This window comes from Nocardioides albidus, from assembly GCF_006335005.1.
Classification (GTDB): domain Bacteria; phylum Actinomycetota; class Actinomycetes; order Propionibacteriales; family Nocardioidaceae; genus Nocardioides; species Nocardioides albidus.
In genome coordinates this window covers 139,010-157,919 of sequence record NZ_VDMP01000020.1, presented here as the reverse complement: position 1 = coordinate 157,919, position 18,910 = coordinate 139,010, and the positions used below count along the sequence as shown (strand labels likewise).

At 72.6% G+C, this 18,910-nt stretch carries 18 protein-coding genes; 2 read left to right on the top strand and 16 right to left on the bottom strand.

Translation table 11 applies throughout. From position 1 onward, the window contains the following. The 3 genes from cimA to FHP29_RS07425 all read right to left on the bottom strand — a co-directional run. On the bottom strand, positions 1 to 1,236 hold a 1,236-nt coding region (gene cimA / locus FHP29_RS07435; RefSeq protein ID WP_240044373.1), incomplete at its 3' end, for a citramalate synthase. A gap of 146 nt (positions 1,237 to 1,382) precedes the next feature. Beyond that, entirely contained in the window at positions 1,383 to 3,071 is a 1,689-nt protein-coding gene (locus FHP29_RS07430) for a protein kinase domain-containing protein (protein ID WP_139622222.1), read from the bottom strand. Between the two features lie 9 nt (positions 3,072 to 3,080). After that, positions 3,081 to 3,482, bottom strand: a complete 402-nt coding sequence (locus FHP29_RS07425; protein WP_139622221.1) for an MmcQ/YjbR family DNA-binding protein — start codon at positions 3,480 to 3,482, stop codon at positions 3,081 to 3,083. 29 nt (positions 3,483 to 3,511) lie between these two features. Between FHP29_RS07425 and FHP29_RS07420 the strand changes: the two genes are divergently transcribed. Then, positions 3,512 to 4,297: an alpha/beta fold hydrolase gene (locus tag FHP29_RS07420; RefSeq protein ID WP_139622220.1), complete on the top strand. Its 786-nt coding sequence runs from the start codon at positions 3,512 to 3,514 to the stop codon at positions 4,295 to 4,297. Between the two features lie 37 nt (positions 4,298 to 4,334). On the opposite strand, the gene FHP29_RS07415 is transcribed toward FHP29_RS07420, so the two are convergent. The 3 genes from FHP29_RS07415 to FHP29_RS21625 all read right to left on the bottom strand — a co-directional run bounded on the left by FHP29_RS07415 (position 4,335) and on the right by FHP29_RS21625 (position 6,763). Next, positions 4,335 to 5,414: a branched-chain amino acid aminotransferase gene (locus tag FHP29_RS07415; RefSeq protein WP_205013937.1), complete on the bottom strand. Its 1,080-nt coding sequence runs from the start codon at positions 5,412 to 5,414 to the stop codon at positions 4,335 to 4,337. Between the two features lie 79 nt (positions 5,415 to 5,493). Next, positions 5,494 to 6,591, bottom strand: a complete 1,098-nt coding sequence (locus FHP29_RS07410) for a 3-isopropylmalate dehydrogenase (protein ID WP_139622218.1) — start codon at positions 6,589 to 6,591, stop codon at positions 5,494 to 5,496. Positions 6,592 to 6,601: 10 nt separating this feature from the next. Beyond that, on the bottom strand, positions 6,602 to 6,763 hold the full coding sequence (locus FHP29_RS21625) for a hypothetical protein (RefSeq protein WP_158296507.1): 162 nt from the start codon (positions 6,761 to 6,763) through the stop codon (positions 6,602 to 6,604). 435 nt (positions 6,764 to 7,198) lie between these two features. Between FHP29_RS21625 and FHP29_RS07405 the strand changes: the two genes are divergently transcribed. Continuing rightward, positions 7,199 to 7,768, top strand: coding sequence for an O-methyltransferase (locus FHP29_RS07405; RefSeq protein WP_139622217.1), 570 nt, complete (start codon positions 7,199 to 7,201; stop codon positions 7,766 to 7,768). 44 nt (positions 7,769 to 7,812) lie between these two features. Here FHP29_RS07405 and FHP29_RS07400 read toward each other — a convergent pair whose 3' ends face one another. The 10 genes from FHP29_RS07400 to FHP29_RS07360 are packed head-to-tail and all read right to left on the bottom strand — an operon-like array spanning position 7,813 to position 18,899. After that, positions 7,813 to 8,595 carry an FHA domain-containing protein gene (locus FHP29_RS07400; RefSeq protein ID WP_139622216.1) on the bottom strand — a complete coding sequence of 261 codons (783 nt, stop codon included), beginning with the start codon at positions 8,593 to 8,595 and terminating at the stop codon, positions 7,813 to 7,815. Next, positions 8,592 to 9,881, bottom strand: a complete 1,290-nt coding sequence (locus tag FHP29_RS07395; RefSeq protein WP_139622215.1) for a vWA domain-containing protein — start codon at positions 9,879 to 9,881, stop codon at positions 8,592 to 8,594. The genes FHP29_RS07400 and FHP29_RS07395 overlap by 4 nt, the downstream gene beginning before the upstream one ends. Continuing rightward, complete coding sequence (locus FHP29_RS07390) at positions 9,874 to 11,028, bottom strand: double zinc ribbon domain-containing protein (RefSeq protein ID WP_139622214.1); 1,155 nt, start codon at positions 11,026 to 11,028, stop codon at positions 9,874 to 9,876. Before FHP29_RS07390 ends, FHP29_RS07395 begins: the two co-directional genes overlap by 8 nt. Continuing rightward, positions 11,025 to 12,170: a tetratricopeptide repeat protein gene (locus FHP29_RS22580; RefSeq protein ID WP_240044372.1), complete on the bottom strand. Its 1,146-nt coding sequence runs from the start codon at positions 12,168 to 12,170 to the stop codon at positions 11,025 to 11,027. Before FHP29_RS22580 ends, FHP29_RS07390 begins: the two co-directional genes overlap by 4 nt. Beyond that, positions 12,074 to 13,429: a protein kinase domain-containing protein gene (locus tag FHP29_RS22575; RefSeq protein WP_240044371.1), complete on the bottom strand. Its 1,356-nt coding sequence runs from the start codon at positions 13,427 to 13,429 to the stop codon at positions 12,074 to 12,076. Before FHP29_RS22575 ends, FHP29_RS22580 begins: the two co-directional genes overlap by 97 nt. Then, entirely contained in the window at positions 13,426 to 14,532 is a 1,107-nt protein-coding gene (locus FHP29_RS07380; RefSeq protein WP_139622213.1) for a hypothetical protein, read from the bottom strand. The genes FHP29_RS22575 and FHP29_RS07380 overlap by 4 nt, the downstream gene beginning before the upstream one ends. A gap of 29 nt (positions 14,533 to 14,561) precedes the next feature. Continuing rightward, positions 14,562 to 15,494 carry a glutamate ABC transporter substrate-binding protein gene (locus FHP29_RS07375; protein ID WP_139622212.1) on the bottom strand — a complete coding sequence of 311 codons (933 nt, stop codon included), beginning with the start codon at positions 15,492 to 15,494 and terminating at the stop codon, positions 14,562 to 14,564. Then, the gene (locus FHP29_RS07370) at positions 15,491 to 16,765 is read right to left on the bottom strand and encodes a hypothetical protein (protein WP_139622211.1); all 1,275 of its coding nucleotides are present in this window, start codon (positions 16,763 to 16,765) and stop codon (positions 15,491 to 15,493) included. The genes FHP29_RS07375 and FHP29_RS07370 overlap by 4 nt, the downstream gene beginning before the upstream one ends. Next, the gene (locus FHP29_RS07365; protein ID WP_139622210.1) at positions 16,762 to 18,387 is read right to left on the bottom strand and encodes an AAA family ATPase; all 1,626 of its coding nucleotides are present in this window, start codon (positions 18,385 to 18,387) and stop codon (positions 16,762 to 16,764) included. The genes FHP29_RS07370 and FHP29_RS07365 overlap by 4 nt, the downstream gene beginning before the upstream one ends. Continuing rightward, positions 18,384 to 18,899 carry a hypothetical protein gene (locus tag FHP29_RS07360; RefSeq protein WP_139622209.1) on the bottom strand — a complete coding sequence of 172 codons (516 nt, stop codon included), beginning with the start codon at positions 18,897 to 18,899 and terminating at the stop codon, positions 18,384 to 18,386. The genes FHP29_RS07365 and FHP29_RS07360 overlap by 4 nt, the downstream gene beginning before the upstream one ends. Positions 18,900 to 18,910: the final 11 nt, after the last annotated feature.

The window sequence follows — 18,910 nt, the reverse complement described above, 5'->3', positions numbered from 1 at the left end:
GCTCTCGATCTCGAAGTACGACGGCCGCTCGCCGTCGACCTCCTCGGCGAGGAGCAGCTCGAACGAGGCGTCGGCCGCCTCGAAGGTGTAGCCGCGCGACTCCAGCTCCTTGACCCGGGCGGTGACGCGGGTGACGAGCTCGGGGTTGCCGGAGAGGTCGAAGCCCAGCTCCTTGCCCTTGAGCTCGATGGTCGCCCGGCCGGCCATGTCGGAGACCAGCAGGCGCATGTCGTTGCCGACGCCGGCCGGGTCCATGTGCTGGTAGAGGTCGGGGTCGATCTTGATCGCGCTCGCGTGCAGGCCCGCCTTGTGCGCGAACGCCGAGGCGCCGACGTACGGCTGTCGGGAGGCGGGCGGCACGTTGGTGACCTCCGCGACGGCGTGCGCGATCCGGGTCGCCTCGGTGAGCAGCCCGGGGGGCAGCACCTGCCGGTCCAGCTTGAGCTCGAGATTGGCGACGACGTTGACGAGGTCGGCGTTGCCGGTGCGCTCGCCGTAGCCGTTGATGCAACCCTGCACGTGCGTGGCGCCGGCCTCGACCGCGGCGAGGGTGTTCGCGACCGCACAGCCGGTGTCGTTGTGGCAGTGGATGCCGACGCGGACCTGGGCGTTCTCGATGACGTCGTGGACGACATCGGACACCCAGCCGGGCAGCATGCCGCCGTTGGTGTCGCACAGCGCGATCACCTCGGCGCCGGCGTCGTACGCCGTCCGGAGCACCTCGAGCGCGTAGGAGCGGTCGAGCCGGTAGCCGTCGAAGAAGTGCTCGGCGTCGAGGAAGACCTGCTGGCCCTCGGCGCGCAGGTGGCTGACGGTGTCGCGGACCATCGCGAGGTTCTCCTCGGGCGTGGTCCGCAGCGCCTTCTCGACGTGGCCGACGTGGGACTTGGCGACCAGGGTGACCACGCCGGCGCCGCTGTCGCGCAGTGCGGCGACCTGCGGGTCGTCGGCGGCGAGGAGGCCGGCGCGGCGGGTGGACCCGAAGGCCGCGAGACGGGCGTGCTTCAGGTCGAGCTCGAGGGCCGCCCGGCGGAAGAACTCGGTGTCCTTGGGATTGGCGCCCGGCCAGCCGCCCTCGATGAAGCCGACGCCGAGGCCGTCCAGGTGGCGCGCGATGGCCAGCTTGTCGGCCACCGTCGGGTTGAGCCCCTCCTGCTGCATGCCGTCGCGCAGGGTGGTGTCGTAGACGTGGAAGGAGCCGTGGAGGTCCAAGGAGGCGTCGCGCTGCTGGGTCATGGGTCTCTCGCTGGTGGGTCCGGGCAAAACAAAAGCCTCCCGACAACGAGAGGCTGGCGCGTCCGACGGGCGTCGGACGCGCTAACTAATGATGGTGGTGACGGTGCGCACGAGGCCAGTGTGCCACGGCTGCGCCGGGTGACGGGTCAGAGTCCAAACGGACCGCTCGACCACGGCAGCCAGTCGACGCCGTTGCCGGCGACCAGGGCGCCGAGGCCGCCGGCGAGCGCCAGCAGCGCCGCGCAGGTCAGCAGCCACGGGACCGGCCGGCGTGAGAGCGGGTCGAGGACCCGCGAGAGCGGTGACCGGAACCGGCTGCTTCCCGGCCCCGACCACAGCGCGACGCCGAGCGTGACGCCGCAGGCCAGGAGCGTGCTCGGCAGGTCGAGCGCGAGCGCATAGCCCAGCAGCCCGGCCGCTGCGCCCAGTCCGGCGCTCCACGTCACGAGCACGACCGTGCCGGTGACGGCGCGGAGGAGGTGCCAGGGACTCGTGGTGAGCAGGCGGAGGCCGTCGTACCACTTCGCACCGCGGACGGTACGACGGCTCGCGACCGCCGACGCCGCGAGCGATCCGGCGCGCAGCAGCCACACCGCGAGCACGACGACCACGCCCGCGACCCACGGCGCGGCGGCCGTCCCCGCGCCGAGGACGAGCGCGCCGAGGCCGACGGCGACCCAGCGCCTGAGCCGCTCGCCCAGCGGCGCCCTCGGCTGCGTGACGAACGCCTGCTCGAGATCCCACGCCTGGTCGAACTGCTCCTCCATCCGCGCCATCGCGGGGCCCGGCGGGACCGGCGGGACCGGCGGGATCGGCGGCGACGCGGGAGCCGTGGGGCCGGCCGTGGTCGGGAGCACCTGGGTCCCGGGCGCCGACGGCTCGGGGACGGTCCGCGGCGTCGCCGGGCCGCGGTCGACCGGCGCCTCGGCCTGGGCCGCGACCGCCAGCGGCAGCGTGAAGGCGTCCGGCACCGGGCCTGGCGCGAACAGCGCGCCGGGCGGCGGGGTCGGCGGCAGCTCGGGGCGGGTGCTCTGCGGGCGCAGCCAGGCGAGGAGCTCCTCGAGCAGCGGCCGCTCGAGGGGGTCGGGGTCCAGGGCCGCCGCGAGCACCTCGGCGAGCGGACTCTCGATCCCGGTCAGGTCGTGCTGGCCGCGTCGCGTGCGGTCCATGACCGCCATCGCAGGCCCGCGACCGTACGGCGCCCGCCCACTTGCGGCGTACGCGACCGTGGCCGCCCAGGCGTGGACGTCGGCCGCCGGGGTCGCGTCGTCGCCGTACAGGATCTCGGGGGCGAGGTAGCCCGGCGTCCCGAGGAGCCAACCGGTCTGGGTGAGCCGGATGTCGTCGGCGACCCGGGCCAGGCCGAAGTCGATGAGGATCGGGGTGCGGCCCTCCATGAGCACGTTGCCGGGCTTGACGTCGCGGTGCAGGACGCCGGCGGCGTGGACCGCCGCCAGGCCCTCCGCGAGACAGCCCGCCAGCCAGAGCAGGTCGCGGCCGGCGACCGGGCCTTCGGCGGCGACGTGCTCGTGCAGCGAGAAGCCCGGGACGTAGCGGGTGACGACGTAGGGCACCTCGGCCCAGGGGTCGGCGTCGAGCATCTCGGCGACCCACGGGCTGCGCACCCGGGTCAGCGAGCCGACCTCGCGGGCCAGCCGGTTGCGCGCCTCCTGGTCGCCGACCACCTGTGGGCGCAGCACCTTGAGCGCGACCCGTTGGCCGTCGGGGCCCTGCGCGAGGTGCACGATGCCCATGCCGCCCTCGCCGAGCAGGGTGAGCAGCCGATAGGGCCCCACCTGCACGGGCGCGCGGCTGCTCTCGGGACGGGTCGTCACGAGCCGAGATTACCCGCGCGCGTCGAGCTCCTCGACGAGGCGCTTCGGAGCGACCCGTCGGTACGACGCGTCCGCCAGCTCGGCGATCTCGGCCCAGTCCACGCCGGGACCGGCGAGATCGATGGCGCGGCCGCCGTACGGGCCGTAGTAGGCGGGCACGAAGAAGCGAGGGTCCTCGTCGATCGCCGGCAGGTCGACGGCGTCGGGGGTGAAGATGAACGCGCTCGGCACCATCCGGTGCTCTCCCGGCCGGATCTTCTCGCTGCCACCGAAGGCGGCGAAGATCCTGCCCGCGCGGAAGGTCGGCCGACCGTGGCTGACCCGCTCCTCCGCGCCCGGGAGCGCCAGACAGATCGCCCGCAGCTCGGCGAGGCCCGGGTCGTCGTCGCTGAACATGATCGGGTGTGCCATCACGCCAGTATCACGTGCCACCATGGATCATGGCTCCCGCGCTGGAGGTCCACGACCTCGGCGACGGCGTCCCGCTGTTGATGATCCAGACCGGGCTGACCGCCGACGAGCTGCTCCCGCTCGCGCTGTCGCCCGACCTCGCGGACTACCGGCGACTGGTCCTGCACCGGCGCGGGTACGCCGGCAGCGCGTCCCCGCACGACCAGCCCTCGATCGCCGCCGAAAGCTGCGACTGCGTGGAGCTGCTCGACGACCTCGGCCTCGAGCGGGCCCACGTGCTGGGCTACTCCTACTCCGCGGCGATCGCGCTCGACCTCGCGGTGGCCCACTCGGACCGGGTGGCGAGCCTGGTGCTCCTCGAGCCGCCGCCGAGCGTGACCGTCCACCGCGCCGCGTTCCTGGCGGTCGTGGCCGAACTGGTCGACCTTCGCCGGGAGCAGGGGGTCGCGGCGGCGCTCGAGGCCTTCGTCGCGATGCAGGCGCCGCCGGCGTGGTGGGCCGCGCTCGAGCGAGACGTTCCCGACGCCCGCGAGCAGATGCTGCGTGACGCGGCCACCTTCTTCGACCGCGATCTGCCGGCCCTCTGCGACTGGACATTCGGGGACGCCGAGGCGACGCGGGTCGCCTGCCCCGTTCTGCACGTCGGCGGCGACGCGAGCGGCCCGTGGTGGGCCGCCGTCCGGAAGCGGGTGCTCGGGTGGTTCCCCGGTGCCGCCGATGTCGTGGTCCCGGGCGCCGACCACGGCCTCGCGGTCACCCATGCCGCTGCTGTCGCGGCCGCGATCAGCCTCTTCCTGGACGGGCTGGGTGGGTGAGAGTGACCTCCAGGTCACCCTCACCCACCCGACTCGGTCAGTCGATGCGGCGCATCCAGCCGAAGGTGTCCTCGGCGCGGCCGAGCTGGACGCCGACGAGGGCGTCGCGGATCCGCATGGTGAGGTCCTGGCTGGCGGGTGCCGGCGTCTGGCCGCCGGCGTACTTCAGCGAGCCGACCGGGGTGACCACCGCAGCGGTGCCGCAGGCGAAGATCTCGGTGATCCGGCCGCTGGCGACGCCCTCGCGCCACTCGTCGATGCCGAACCTCCGCTCGGTGACCTGGTGGCCCATCTTGCCGGCGAGCTCGATGATCGAGGCGCGGGTGATGCCCTCCAGGATGGTGCCGGTCTCGGGGGTGACGATGGAGCCGTCGTCGAAGACGAAGTACATGTTCATCCCGCCGAGCTCCTCGACGTACTTCCCCTCCTGGGCGTCGAGGAAGACCACCTGGTCGCAGCCCTCGGCATAGGCCTCCTGCTGGGCGACGAGCGAGCTGGCGTAGTTGCCGCCGGTCTTGGCCGCGCCCATGCCGCCGCGGCCCGCGCGGGTGTACTCCTCGGTCAGCCACAGGGTGACCGGCTTGACGCCGCCCTTGAAGTAGGCGCCCGCCGGGCTCGCGATCACCATGAAGGTGACGTGCTGGGCCGGGCGCACGCCCAGGAACTTCTCCGAGGCGAACATGAACGGGCGCAGGTAGAGGCTCTTCTCGCCGCCGTCGGGGTTGCCGGGGACGAAGCGGGCGTCGACCTTGACGAGCTCCTCGACGGCCTGGATGAAGTCGGGGACCTCGAGCACGGGCAGCGCGAGGCGGTGGCTGGAGCGCTTCATCCGCTCCGCGTTGGCCTCGGGCCGGAACAGCCACAGCGAGTCGTCGTCGTGGCGGTAGGCCTTCATGCCCTCGAAGGTCTCCTGCGCGTAGTGCAGGACGGCGGCCGCCGGGTCGAGGGTGATCGGGCCGTACGGCGTGATGCGCGCGTCGTACCAGCCCTTCTCGGGGGTCCACTCGACGGTGAACATGTGGTCGGAGAAATGCGTGCCGAAGCCCGGGTTGGACAGGATCTCTGCCAGCCGGGCGTCGTCGGTGGGGCTCGCAGAGAGCGTGGTGGTGATCTGCATGGTCATGAATCTAGTCCTCTCGGGGCGCGGGTACGAGTTGGCGGTGTGACCCGCGCCACCGACGGATCGTAGGCGCGGATCAGCCGAGTACTCGGGCGGCGATCGCGTCGCCCACCTCGGGGGTACGACGCTGCTGGCCGGGCTCGCGCGCCTCGAGGTCGGCGAGCACCGCGGCCTCGATCCTGGCAGCCGCCTCGGGGTGGCCGAGGTGGTCGAGGAGCAGCGCGCCGGAGAGGATCGCGGCGGTGGGGTCGGCGATGAGCTGGCCGGCGATGTCGGGGGCCGAGCCGTGCACGGGCTCGAACATCGAGGGCGCCGTGCGGTCGGGGTTGACGTTGCCGGAGGCGGCGAGGCCGATGCCTCCGCTGATCGCGGCGGCGAGGTCGGTCACGATGTCGCCGAACAGGTTGTCGGTGACGATGACGTCGAAGCGCTGCGGGTCGGTCGTCAGGTAGATCATCACCGCGTCGATGTGGCTGTAGTCGGTGGTGACGTCGGGGTACTCCTCGGCCACCTGCTGGAAGAGCCGCCACCAGACCTGGCCCGCGTGCACGAGCACGTTGGTCTTGTGGACCAGCGTGAGCTTCTTGCGGGGGCGCCTGCGGGCCCGCTCGAAGGCGTCGCGGACGACCCGCTCGACGCCGTACGCCGTGTTGACCGAGACCTCGGTGGCGACCTCGGCCGGCGTACCGACGCGCAGGGCGCCGCCGTTGCCGGTGTAGGGGCCCTCGGTGCCCTCGCGGACGACGACGAAGTCGACCTCGCCCTTGGCGAGCACCTCGTCGGACAGCGGCGAGACCGAGCCCGGGTAGATGCGCGAGGGGCGCAGGTTGACGTAGTGGTCGAGCTCGAAGCGCAGCTTGAGCAGCAGGCCGCGCTCGAGGATGCCGGGCGGCAGGTTCGGGTCGTTGGGCTTGCCGCCGACCGCGCCGAGCAGCAGGGCGTCCTGGTTGCGGATCTCCTCGAGCACGCTGTCGGGCAGCACCTCGCCGGTGCGCAGGTAGCGCTCGGCACCGAGGTCGTAGGAGGTCTGCGCGAACTTCAGATCGGCCGGCGCCGCGACCTCGAGGACCTTGAGGGCCTCGGCGGTCACCTCGGGCCCGATCCCGTCGCCGGGGATGACGCCCAGGGCGACCTGTCCGGTGGTGACGGGGGCTGCAGCGGAGGAGTCGGTCATGGGAGGAAACCTAGTTGTCGTCGGGAAGCTCGTCGTCACCGTCTCGCAGGTCAGTCGCGGCGACGACGGTGTCGAGCTGGGCGAGGTGGAAGGGGTGCTCCGGGTCGTGCTTGGCGGGCCCCCACTCGCGGGAGTCGCGGTAGGTGGTCGACGGAGTGGCGGTGCTGAACATGGCTGGCGTCCTTCGGGAACGGTGGGGAGGGGCGGGGGTCTGACGGGTGCTGGTCAGTCCCGGCCGCTCCCACCGCGGCGGGTGGGCGTCAGCTCGTGGATCGCACGGGAGCTCGACTGCGACGGGGCTGCGGATCGCGCGTGTGCCGATCGGTGGGCCCGCCGCGGTGTGCCTGCGGAGACGTGCCGGGACTTCAACTGGATCGAGAAGCCCGACGCGGGGTTTCGGGGAACGCCGCAATCACCGCGGCGAGGTGGCCTCTCTCAGGCCTCGCCGCGGCGCACGATTACGAGAAGAGCGCTCCGCATGATGGGACGACAGTAGGGCAGGTCTCGCCGGCTTGTCTCGGGTTCGTCCACGATGCGGGCGACCCGGCCCGGACCACGATCCGAGATCGCCGTCCCGCGCCTTGATCGCAGGGGTGAGACTCGAGGCATGAGCGCGCCCCCCGAGCTGCCCGACGTGGTCCACCGCGCGTTCGACGTGTCTCGCCGGGCGGGGTACGTCTCCTTCTGCCGCAACGAGACCGGACGCCTGCTCGCCGCCCTGGCCGCGACCCGCGAGGGCACGATGGCAGAGTTCGGCACGGGCTGCGGTGTCGGTACGGCGTGGTTGCGCTCCGGCGTACGCAACGACAAGGCCCGCATCCTCACCGCGGAGCTCGACCCCAAGCTGGCCGCGGCCGCCATCGAGATCTTCGACGACGACCCGCTGGTCGACGTCCTCGAGGCGGACTGGTCGACGCTGCTCGACAAGGGCCCGTTCGCGCTGCTGTTCCTCGACTCCGGCGACCGGTCGGCGGTCGGTGTCGACAAGATCGCGGACCTCGTCGAGCCCGGCGGCATCGTCGTCCTCGACGACTTCGTGCCGTGCGAGATGTGGCCGCCGATCACGGGTGGCCGCGTCGACACGCTGCGCGAGGAATGGCTCACCGACGAGCGGTTCACCACCGTCGAGGTGATGGTCGCCCCGGACGCGTCGGCGCTGATCGCGACGCGTCGCTGAGGGAGCTTCACCGGCCGGCCGGTGAAACTGTCACCCCTCGACGCTCAGACCTCTCCCGGCTGCGCCCGCCGGATCACGATCCGGGTCCAGGCACCGAGGTAGACCCGCGCGTCGGGCGCGATCTCCCGCTTCTCCCCGGCCGGGAGCGGGGTCTTCGGCAACGAGCCGACCGCGGTGCCGAGGTAGGTGCCGTTGGACGAGCCGAGGTCCTCGACCCACCAGCGGGTGCCGTCGGTGGTGAGCTGGCAGTGGCGGCGGCTGATGCCGTTGTCGGAGCCGAGGTCGATGTCGGGGTGGATGCCGCGGCTGCGGGAGGTCCGGCCGACGAGGATCGAGGTCGTCTTGAGGAGTACGACGGTCGGGACTCCCGCCGAGGGCAGCGGGTCGGTCGACTCCTGGTCGGCGTACCAGTCCGGGTCGATCCAGACCTCCGCCACCCAGGCGTCGGTCAGCGGGGGTGCGATCGAGCCGCCCGCCGGCCCCGCCGGAGCCCCGGTCGTGGGCTTGGCGGCCTCCGCGGTGCCGGGGTCGTCACTCCCGGCGGGGACGCCGAGGTCGAGCACCGAGGGCGTGATCGGCCGCGGTATCGAGCCTGTGGTGAAGTCGTAGCCGCAGGCCTCGCAGAACAACGCGTTGGGCGGGTTGGTCGCCTGGCAGTTGGGACACTCGGCCGTCGACGGCGCCGCCGGAGGGGCGTCCTGCGGCGGCGGTGGCGGAGCCTCCACGGCGTCCGGGGCAGGCGTACCCCCGCCCGCCGGGATCGGCAGCCCGCAGACGTCGCAGTAGTCGTCGGAGGCCGAGTCGTGCCCCGAGGGGCAGGTGCTCATGAGGTCGGCTCCTTGCGGATCCGCGTGGTCTTCGTGGAGGCGGTGTCGAGAGCCATCTCGTCGGCCTTCTCGACCGTGCGCTTGAGCCGGACGGTGCCGGCCTCCTCGTTGTCGACGTCGACGACCTTGCGCAGCTTGGACGTCGCCTCGTCGTTGCCGGTGGCCGCGGCAAGCTGGACCGCCCGGCCGAGCTTGGTGGTCGCGGTCGCCTCGTCGCCGGCGGCCTTGGCGGCCAGACCCTCCTGGATCGCCTGGGCGAGCTCGGCCTGGCCGGTGTAGTGGGCGACCTGCTGGTCGATGCGGGTGGTGAGCTCGGAGTTGTTGGACCAGGTCGCCTTCACCAGGCCCTGTGCGACGACGTCGGAGCCGAGGGCGAGCTGGACGCGGGCGGCGAGCTGCTCCTGGCCGATCGCCTTGGCCGGGACCCGGACGGCGACGTGGTAGTCGCGCGACTCGTCGGACCACGCGCCGGTCGGGTAGTCGCCGGTCAGCGGGTTGACGGGGGTACGACGCTGGGTGAGGTCCTCGACGGTCGGCGAGACCTGACGCACGAAGAGCACCTCGGCACCCTGCGGCGTCCACACCCGCAGGGACGCGTCGGCCACGCCGCGCGCCATGGCGTTGCGCATGATCTCCTGGAACTGCGCCTTCATCTCCGCGGGGCTGGGGATGATGTCGACGGTGCCGAGCAGGGCCTGCGCGATCCGCCGGATCTCCGCGACCTGCCAGTCGGTGCCGGCGCCGCGGCAGTCGGCCTGGAAGTAGCCGGTGGCGCGGTTGATCGCGTCGTCGAGGCGGCCCGGCCGCTCCCGGTTCTCGCCGTCGGTGAGCAGCAGCACGTGGCGCTGGGTGACCGCGCTGACCGACGAGAAGAGCTGACCGGCGAGGTCGAGCCACGTGCTGATCGCCGTGCCTCCGCTGCCGACGAAGCGGTCGATCGCGGCGGACGCCTCCTGCCGCGTGCGAGCGTCCATCTGCACCATGCCGGGGCCGCTCGACACCTGCGGGTAGGCGAGCATCGCCCGGTCGGCGCCGGCGATGATGGCGAAGTAGGTGCCGTCGACGATCTCGGCGAGCGCGGCCTGGGCGCCCTCCTTGGCCGCGGCCATCGTCGCCGGGCCCATGGAGCCGGACGTGTCGACGATGATGATCTCGCCGGCGCTGCCCGCCCCGGACTGGCCGGCGGTGCCGGCGCCCTTGCAGGTGATCGTGACGATCGCGTTGACGTCGGTCCCGCCGTCGGGCAGGAACTCGTTCTGGTAGACGGCGGCGCTGAACTCAGCCATCGGTCGGCTCTCCTCCGGGGGTCGGCGTGTGGTCATTGTGCCCGAGTGCCGCGGGATCGACGGCGAGGTCGACCCGGGCCAGGGCGGCGGTGATGTTGTCGTGCCCGCCGGCGCCGTTCGCGAAGGCGACGAGCGCGAGGGCGAGGGCGAGCGGGTCGTCGGTGGCGGCGGCGCGGACCTGGGCGGCCAGCGCCTCGGGCTCGGAGGCGTAGTTCCACAGCCCGTCCGAGCAGGCGAGCAGCCACCCGCTCTCCTGCACCTCGAGCGACCCGACGGTCGGGGTCTGGTCCTCGGAGTCGCGCCCCAGCCACTTCGTGATGGCATGCGCCTGGGGTCCGGTCTCGGCGACCTCACGGGCCACGCCGGCGGCCATCTGCGCCTGGGCGACGGAGTCGTCGACGCTCAGCTGGACAGGGGTCCCGGCATCGGGCAGCCAGTAGGAGCGGGAGTCGCCGATGTTGGCCCAGGTGATGCGCCGGCCCTCCAGGACGGCGGCCGTGAAGGTCGCCGACGCGGGGTTGGTCGAGTCCGGGTCGGTGACGGCCACGATGGCCGTGTTGGCAGCCGCGGCCGCGTCGCCCAGGACCTTGCGCACCGCGGCGTCGCGGCTGTCCGGCGTACCCATGCCCGCGGGCAGGGGCATCCGCAGCACCTCGCGCGCGGCGCGGGCGCCGGCGAGCGAGGCGACGTCGGAGTCGATGGAGTTGGACACTCCGTCCATCACGATCAGCACCGCGCGCGAGCCGGGCCGGCCACCGGGCTGGGCGCCGGCGAGCAGCGCCATGGCGTCCTCGTTGCGGGCCTTGCCGATCGCCTTGTCGCAGACCCCGGCGACCCAGGGCGCGGGCTGCTCCTGGAAGTGGTCGCGCTCGCTGGGGGCCTTCGTGCCGCACTCGACGCAGTAGAGGTCGGGACCGACCTCTCCCCCGCACTCGGCGCAGGGCCGGCGGCCGGGAGCCGGCGGGTCGGGCAGCGCGGCGGCGGGCTTGCGGGTGGGAGCGCTGATCGGGGCGTCCCCGAGCGGGTCGCCACCGGACGCCGCCGCCACCGGCGTCGGTACGGCGACCGCGGCGCCGAGCTGCGCGCCGCAGTTCTCGCAGAAGCGGGCGCCGGGCGCGAGCGCGGCCTGGCAGGACGGACAGTTCACGTGAGGCTCCAGTTCCGGACGGCGTTGGCCTGGTTGACCAGCGTGACGCGCTCCTTGAGGTCGACGGCGTCGCGGGCGAGCATGCGCAGCGCGTTCTCGATCCCGTCCCGCACGCCGGCCTCGGTCGCCTCGACGGCGCCGATCCGGGCGCCGGCGGGGACCTTCCCGCTCGACACGACCGGCAGCGCCTCGCTGAGGATCCGCACCGTGAACCGCTGCCGGGTCTGCTGGTCGACGCTGGAGGCGTCGATGGTCCGCATCGCCTGGTCGAGCACGGTGATGTCCTGGACGCCGCCCGAGAGCAGCACCTCGGCACGCTGCTGGCGGCTCTCGGTGTAGCCGCGACTGGTGGTCGGCACCAGGTCGAGGGCGGCCACGGCGCCCGGGACGTCGTGGCGCGCCGCGCGCACCCGGGCCATGCCGAACGCGGCCGGCGGGACGTAGGCGGCGTCGGTGGACGCGCACACCTGGTAGAGCCCCTCCGCCACCTCCGGCAGGCCGCCGCGCTCGCAGGCGAAGGCGAGCGCCAGCTTCGGAGCCAGCTCACCGGGCACCTGCTGGTAGACGGCGTTGAAGGACGCCTTGGCGGTCTCCCAGTCCCCCGCCTGGACGGCGGCCAGGCCCTCGATCCACAGCGCGCGCCACTCCCACGGGTCGTCGGCCAGCAGCCGCTGGGCGTGGCTCCTGGCCAGGACGGCGTCGCCCAGGTCGAGCGCGGAGCGGGCCCGGGCCAGCCACACCTCGGCGGTGTCCTCGGGTGCGGACTCGAGGTCCTTGAGCCGCTGCCGGGGCTCCTCGTCGGCGATGGTGCTCAACCAGCCGTACTGCGCGTCGGTGGTGTCGGTGCGCAGGTCCGGCAGCTGGCTCCACTCGGTGATCGGACGCGCGGTCGCGGGCGACTCGAAGAGCACGGACGCGGCGGAGGTGGTGGCGGTGCCCTGACGGGTGCGGGCGACCACCTCGCGCAGTACGCCGAGGACCTGGGTGCGCATCTCGTCGACGGAGGCGAACCGGTCGGCCGGGTCGGGCGCGCAGCACTTCGCGATCAGCTGGTAGAGCGAGTCGTACTGCTGGAACAGCGGCGTGGCGTCGACCGGCGGCAGGCTGTGCAGGTAGGTGCCCTGGTAGCCGCGGAACTCCATGCACAGCACCACGAGGGTGCGCCCGAAAAAAAGGCGACCTCGGGGGCCTGGTAGCCCACCGTGCCGTAGATCGCGGACTCCTCGTCGTCGACGCGTCGTACGCCGCCGAGGTCGATGAGCTTCATCGCGTCGCCGACCTGGATCATGTTGTCGGGCTTGAAGTCGCAGTAGACGAGGCCGAGGTCGTGGAGGTACTGGAAGGCGGGCAGCAGCTCGAGGATGTAGGCCAGCGCCTGGTCGACCGGCAGCGGGTCGTAGACCCCGTTGTTGGCGGTCATCCGCTGCTTGAGGATCTGCTTGAGCGACTTGCCGCCGACGTACTCCATGACGATGTAGCCGGCGCCCTCGTGGGTCACGAAGTTGTAGATCTCGACGATGAGCGGGTGCTCCACCTGCGCGAGGAACTGCTGCTCGGCGATGGCCGCGGCGAGCGCGTCGGGGTCGCCGGAGTTGAGCAGGCCCTTGAGCACGACCCACCGGTTGGAGACGTTGCGGTCGCGGGCGAGGTAGATCCAGCCGAGGCCGCCGTGGGCGAGGGCGCCCGCGACCTCGTACTGGCCGGCGACGAGGTCGCCCTGCTGCAGCTTCGGGGTGAACGAGAACTGCTGGCCGCAGTTGGGGCAGAAGCCCTCGCTGCGCCCGGGCTGGCCGTCGATGCTGCGGCCCACGGGGTTGCCGCACTTGGAGCAGCTGCGCTTGTCCTCGGGGACCTGCGGGTTGGCCATGATCGCCTTGGCGGCGTCGACCGGCGGCGCAGGAGGTACGACGGTCAGGCCGGCGCCGATCCGGGCGGACCGCATCCGCTGTGACCCGGTCCGCGTGCGTCGGGTCGAGGTCGTGCCGCTCGCGCCGGCCCGCTTGGAGCCGATCGCGGCGGACTGGACGCGGCTGGCCGCGGTCGCGGAGGTCCCCTCGCGCCCCGACAGGGGCTGGGTCTCGGCGATCGCGGCGGCCTCGGCGACCCGAGCGCCCGGCACGGCCGGACTGCCGCAGACGTCGCAGTAGCCGTCGAGGATCGTGCCGGTGCAGCCGGGCTGTTGGCAGGTCGAGGCGGCGACGCTGGCCGGGTTGCCCGCGACCGCCGCCGCGATCGGGGCCTTGACCGTGCCGGAGTCTCCGATGGGCGATGCGACCGCCGGGGACGGGGTGGCCGAGCCTGCCGAGACCCCGGGCATGCCGCACACGTCGCAGTAGCCGTCGACGATGCTGCCCGTGCAGCCGGGTTGGGTGCAGGCGCCTGTGCTCGCGGGCTGATTCATCGCGTCTCCTTCGCTAGCCAGGTCTGGTAGGTCGTGACGAGCTGCTTCGCGACCGCCATCGGGGTCGGGCGCCGCTCGAGGAGGCCGCGGGCCGACTGCTCGCTCGCGGCGAGGTCGGGCAGTTCCGCGACGCCGGACGCGCGGGCCTTGGCGACGTACGCGTCGAGCAGGGCCACCAGCTGGGTGTGCTCCTCGAGCGCCGCCGAGTAGGCGTGCTGGGCGATCTCGAGCGCCTGCGAGACGCGGTCGAGCCGTTCGAGGTAGGGGCCGATGGCGTCGGGCGTGACCGGCACCGGGCCGAGCGCGTCGACGTCCGGCACGGCGTAGCGGGGTGCGGGGTCCACCGTGGCGACGCAGGTCTCGGCGAGCTTCTGCAGCGCGGCCTCGCGTGCCTCGAGGTCGGCGCGCAGCTCGCGCGCCGAGATGACCTGGTCGCGCGCGTCACGACGGCGGGCGTTGCCGACGATGAGATCGCGCTCGAAGGTGGTGGCCTCGACCTCCAGCGGGCCGAGCATGCCCCCCACGTCGCCGCCGCGCTCGGCCTTGGCGGTGATCACCTCGAGACGGGACATCAGCTCGGCCAGCCGGTGGATCGCGTCGTCGCGGCTGATCGCCGGCTCCAGGGCCACCTGGTCGCGGATCCGCTCGAACTGGGCGCGCAGCTGGCGGATCCGCGCGGCCTGGGCGTCGGCGCCGGGCACCAGCGCCAGCCGGTTGCGCAGCTGGCCGGTCAGGGCGTCACAGAGCCGCCCGGCCTCGGGCAGCGACACCGCGAGTCCGCCCGGCAGCTCGGTGGCACCGTCCAGGCGACCCCAGATCAGCGCCGAGATCCGCTCCCTCTCCTGGCGCAGCACACGGCCGCCGTCCCAGGTCGTGAAGACCAGCTGGTAGCGGTCGGAGATCGCCTTCCACAGCGCGAGCGCCAGCGACATGTCGTTGGTCAGCTCGGCTCCCCTGCCCGCGGCCAGCGCCGCCTGGTCGAGCTCGTCCAGCTCGGAGCGACGAACCCGGAGCCAGGTGTCCAGCTCGCCCAGGTAGGCCTGGATCGCCGCCGGCTCCAGCGCGTCCCCGAGCTTGCCGGGGGCGCTGGGTGCCGTGGTCATGGCGGTGGTCATGGTGGCGTGGTCCAGGATCACTGGCGGCCGTATTGGGGCGCAGGCGGGGTCGCGTCGACCTTGAGCGTCGGCTTGAGCCACTCGTCGTAGATCGCCTTCCACCGGCCGTCGGCGCGCATCTGGTCGAGCACCGAGTTGGCGAACTTCACCAGCGCGTCATCGCCCTTGTTGAAGGCCAGACCGTAGGGCTCGTCGGTGAGCTTCTCCTGCTGGGGCACCGCCGTGTAGGGGTCCTGCGCGGCGAGTCCGGCGAGGACGGTGTCGTCACCGGTGATGGCGTCGACCTCGCTGTTCTGGAACTTGATCAGGCAGCTCGTGTGGTTGGCCGCCTCGACCGCATCGACGTCGGGCTCGATCTCCTTGATGTTGGCGACGCTGGTCGTGCCCTTCGGAGCGCAGACCCGCTTGCCGGCCAGGCTCCCCGGCCCGGCGTACTTCGCCGCGTCGTCGAGACCGACCAGGACCTTCTGGGTGGCGTTGTAGTAGACGGCCGAGAACGCGACCTGGGTCCAGCGGTCGCAGTTGACCGTCATGTTGCGCGCCACCATGTCGATCTGGCCCTCGTCGAGCATGCGGATCCGGTCGGCGGCCGAGATCACCCGCAGCTCCACCGGGATGTCGAGGGCCTTGCCGATGGCCTGCGCGAACGCGATGTCGAAGCCCTTGAGCTGGCCGTCGGTGGGGTCCGTGAAGCCCATCTTGTAGGTGTCACCGGACACCCCGACCACCAACCGGTCCTTGTTGATGAGCTGCTTGAGCGCGGCGCCCTTGTCGTTGCTCGGCGCATAGGACTGGGTCGCGTTGTCGCACTCGACCGGCGCGGAGGCAGCCGGGGCGGCCGGGGTGGTGGACTGCTCGGCCTTCGGCAGCGGGGTCGCGTCGTAGCCGCAGGCCGCCGTCAGCGCCGCTGTCGCGGCGAGCGTCGCGGCCAGGAGTCGGGCGCGGATCATGAGAACTCCCTCCGTCGTTCGCCGATACCTCGCGCGACCGCCGCCGCGGCGCCGACTCCGAGGAGGAGGGTCAGTCCGCTGAGGAGCAGCGCGAACCAGCGCCCACTGCGCAGGTCATCGGTGGCCACGGTGCCGTTCGTCTCCACCGCCGCGCGCGTGGCGTCGTCGAAGGGCTGGAACGCCTCGCCGCTCTCGTCGATGGCCTCCTTCCGGGCGCTCTCCCAGTCGCCGGCGTTGTCGAGCTCGACGATCCGCCGGTGGACCTCGGTGTAGGCGTCCCACTCGCTGGCGGCGCGGGTGCCCGACTCGTCGACGGTCTTCGCGGCGGCCTCCCACGTGCTCTCGTAGGTGCTGCCCGAGCCGCGCTTGATCAGGCGCAGGCTCTCGTACGCCTTGGCGTCGTTGCCGGCCGTCCGAGCATTGGCCTCGTGCACGGCGGTGGCGAACTCGCCGTCGCGCAGGCTGTCGTTGGAGCTGTCCCGGATCCAGGCTCCGATCACGGTGACGAGGGTGACGGCGAGCACGATGATCGCCGCGAGGGCGATGCCCTTGTTGATGCGCCGCCGGAAGTGCCGGGCGAGCTCGCGGTTGAGCCACACGAAGGCGACCAGGACGAGCAGCCCCAGCAGGAACAGCCAGATCGGGTGCTGGCCGGCCATCGCGTCCTCGGCCCTGTCCTGGTTGGCCTTGATCAGCTCGTTCAGGATCGGCAGCGCGGCGGCGCGCAGCTCGACGCTGGCGCCGCTGAGGTACTCCGCACCGATCGGGTAGTTCTGCCTGTTGTTGTCGCGGGCCTGCGCGACGGCGGTGGCGTAGTCGGTGATCTCGACGTTGAGAGCGGCCAGCGCCCTGCGGTCGGCAGGCTGTGCCTCCGCAGCGTTCGCGATGTCGGCGAGCACCCCGTCGATCGCGTCGTCGTACTCCTTGCGCTGGGCGGGATCCTCGAGACCGCCCTTGAGGAAGGCGTTCGTGGCGAGGGCGTCGGCGCGCAGCAGCGAGGTCTTGACCTCCTGGACCCGCAGCAGCTGCTCGGTGTCGTCGGCCGCGCGCCCGTCGGACTGCCAGCCGGCGAACTGCAGCAGCGCGCTGACGATCCCGAACACGATGGCGACGCTCATCCCGATGAGCTGCCAGCGGTTGAGCAGCGCGGGGGTGTCGACGTACGACGTCCCGGGCTGGCCGGGGGTAGCGGGCGCGGTCGCGGCCGGCACGGGTGCGGGCGCGGTGGCCGGAGGGGGCGGCGCGGCCTGGGGTGTGGCGGTCTGGCTCACGACTGCTCCTCCTCGTCGGCGGTCGTCGGCTCCGCGGCGGGGACCGGTTTGCGGGCGACCGTGTCGTCGTCGCCGAACGGGTCGACCGGCGCGGCGGGCTCGACGTCCGCGGGCGGCCTCACCTCCCCGTCCGGGGCGGGTGCCACGTCGTCGGGGTCGACGACGAGATCCTCGGGCTCGAGGGCCCGCAGCTGCTCGACGGTCGGCGTGGCGATGTCGCGCAGGCGCCAGGCGTGGTGGCCGATCGCGGCCTCCATCAGGTTGCGCACGAAGCGCGCGTTGCCGAAGGACGGGCCGCGCTCGGTGGCGGCGAGGATCTCGCGCAGGCGGGCCAGGACCGGCTCGCCGGCGTCGTAGTCGGCGCCCTTCACCATCGAGGCGAAGATCGAGACCAGCTCGTCGTCGGTGTAGTCGGCGAAGTCGATGGTGGTGCGGAACCTGCTCTCCAGACCGGGGTTCTCGGAGATGAAGATGGCCATCGGAAGCGGATATCCGGCGACGATCACGACGAGATCGTCGCGCTTGTCCTCCATCTCCTTGACGAGGGTGTCGATGGCCTCCTTGCCGTACTGGTCACCGGACAGGGAGTAGGCCTCGTCGATGAACAGCACGCCGCCCTCGGCGGACTTCACGACCTCCGCGGTCTTGGCGGCCGTCTGGCCGAGATAGCCGGCGACCAGCTCGGAGCGGTCCACCTCGACCAACTGGCCCTTGCTGAGCAGGCCGAGCGCGCGGTAGATGCCGGCGACGAGGCGGGCCACGGTGGTCTTGCCCGTGCCGGGGTTGCCGTTGAAGACGAGGTGCCGGGTGATCGTCGGACTCTCGAGGCCGGCCTCCTTGCGCAGTCCCTCGACCCGCAGCACCGCTGCCTGACGATGGATCTCGCCCTTCACGTTGGCCAGGCCGATCAGCCCGTCCAGCTCGGCGAGCAGCTCCTCGACCGTCTTCGTGGGCTCGGGCTCCTCGGCCGGCTCCTCGACGGGCTCCTCCGGCTCCGCCGCCTGGGTGATCGGCGCTTGGGAGGCTTCGAGGCCCGGCGCTGGCGCGCCCGGCACCTCGACCCCCGAAGGGCTCGCGTCGTTGAGCGCGCCGAGCTGGCGGCGTACCTGCTCGCCGACGCGCCGCACCTGGTCGAGCATCTGATCTCCCAGGCCGGGCACCGGCTGACGGGAGGGCAGGTCGAAGGCCCCGGGCACGGAGGACGGCGGCGTCAGATCGGCCAGCGTCCGCGCCTCGAAGCCGCCGCCCATCTGCGCGGTGGTGACCGTGGTGGCCGCGCCGATGGCATCGGGACCGGGCTCGCCGAGCGCCGATCCGGCGATCGCGACGTCGGCCAGCGCCCCGGCGTAGTCGGCGGCGGCGCCGGACTTCTCCAGCAGCAGCTGGGCCATCAGCGGCGTCGGGCCGGCCCGGAACCGGTTGCCGCGCTTGGCGGCGAGCATGTGCTCCTCGGCGGAGCGCTCGCGTCCGGTCTGCGCGCACCAGTCGACGAAGGCCCCGCGGGAGCGCTCGGACACGGTGGCGGCGACGGCCTCGCCCTCGGCGCGGGCGGCCGTCTCGTCCAGGCCCGCCGTCCGGGCGGCGGCGACCAGCTTGTCCAGGGCGTCGGCCAACGGGGTCATGGGTTTCCTAGGGTGAGATCGGGGCCGCCCGAGGAGGAGTGGCCGAACTTGGCGTCGAGGAAGCGGCTGTGCGCGATCAGGGCCTGCGCGTCGGCCCGGTTGAGCGCGTCGAAGATCTGGTCCATCGTCGCGGCGAGCAGTTCGAGCTGCTCGATGAGGATGAGCAGCGCGGTCTTCGGCCCGTCGATGGGCCGGGTGTCGGCCCAGTCGCGGGGCAGCCGCAGGTAGGACTTGACGGCCTCAGGGAGGTAGTCGGTCGCCGTCGCGACGACCGAGTAGCTCTCTTGGCTGCCGAGCCCGAGCTGGCTGAGTCGGGGCAGCATCTGGTGGATCGTGCGGGCGATCCGCACCACCCGCGACACGACGACGGGCGGCGCGTTGCCCTCGGTCAGCATCGCGTTGACCTGGTTGAGGGCAGCGAGGATGTCCTGCTCGGTCGGGGCCGGCGGCACGACGTACGCCGGCTCCTCCGCGGCGTCCCGAGACCTGCGCCACCACGACTTCAGACCCACCCGGCTTGTGT

What these genes read in the sequence shown, in the direction of transcription:
- FHP29_RS07425 (WP_139622221.1), bottom strand. Translation starts at nt 3,482, where the DNA reads ATGGCACACCCGATCATGTTCAGCGACGACGACCCGGGCCTCGCCGAG.
- FHP29_RS07420 (WP_139622220.1), top strand. Translation starts at nt 3,512, where the DNA reads ATGGCTCCCGCGCTGGAGGTCCACGACCTCGGCGACGGCGTCCCGCTG.
- FHP29_RS07415 (WP_205013937.1), bottom strand. Translation starts at nt 5,414, where the DNA reads ATGCAGATCACCACCACGCTCTCTGCGAGCCCCACCGACGACGCCCGG.
- FHP29_RS07410 (WP_139622218.1), bottom strand. Translation starts at nt 6,591, where the DNA reads ATGACCGACTCCTCCGCTGCAGCCCCCGTCACCACCGGACAGGTCGCC.
- FHP29_RS21625 (WP_158296507.1), bottom strand. Translation starts at nt 6,763, where the DNA reads ATGTTCAGCACCGCCACTCCGTCGACCACCTACCGCGACTCCCGCGAG.
- FHP29_RS07405 (WP_139622217.1), top strand. Translation starts at nt 7,199, where the DNA reads ATGAGCGCGCCCCCCGAGCTGCCCGACGTGGTCCACCGCGCGTTCGAC.
- FHP29_RS07400 (WP_139622216.1), bottom strand. Translation starts at nt 8,595, where the DNA reads ATGAGCACCTGCCCCTCGGGGCACGACTCGGCCTCCGACGACTACTGC.
- FHP29_RS07395 (WP_139622215.1), bottom strand. Translation starts at nt 9,881, where the DNA reads ATGGCTGAGTTCAGCGCCGCCGTCTACCAGAACGAGTTCCTGCCCGAC.
- FHP29_RS22580 (WP_240044372.1), bottom strand. Translation starts at nt 12,170, where the DNA reads ATGGAGTTCCGCGGCTACCAGGGCACCTACCTGCACAGCCTGCCGCCG.
- FHP29_RS22575 (WP_240044371.1), bottom strand. Translation starts at nt 13,429, where the DNA reads ATGAATCAGCCCGCGAGCACAGGCGCCTGCACCCAACCCGGCTGCACG.
- FHP29_RS07380 (WP_139622213.1), bottom strand. Translation starts at nt 14,532, where the DNA reads ATGACCACGGCACCCAGCGCCCCCGGCAAGCTCGGGGACGCGCTGGAG.
- FHP29_RS07375 (WP_139622212.1), bottom strand. Translation starts at nt 15,494, where the DNA reads ATGATCCGCGCCCGACTCCTGGCCGCGACGCTCGCCGCGACAGCGGCG.
- FHP29_RS07365 (WP_139622210.1), bottom strand. Translation starts at nt 18,387, where the DNA reads ATGACCCCGTTGGCCGACGCCCTGGACAAGCTGGTCGCCGCCGCCCGG.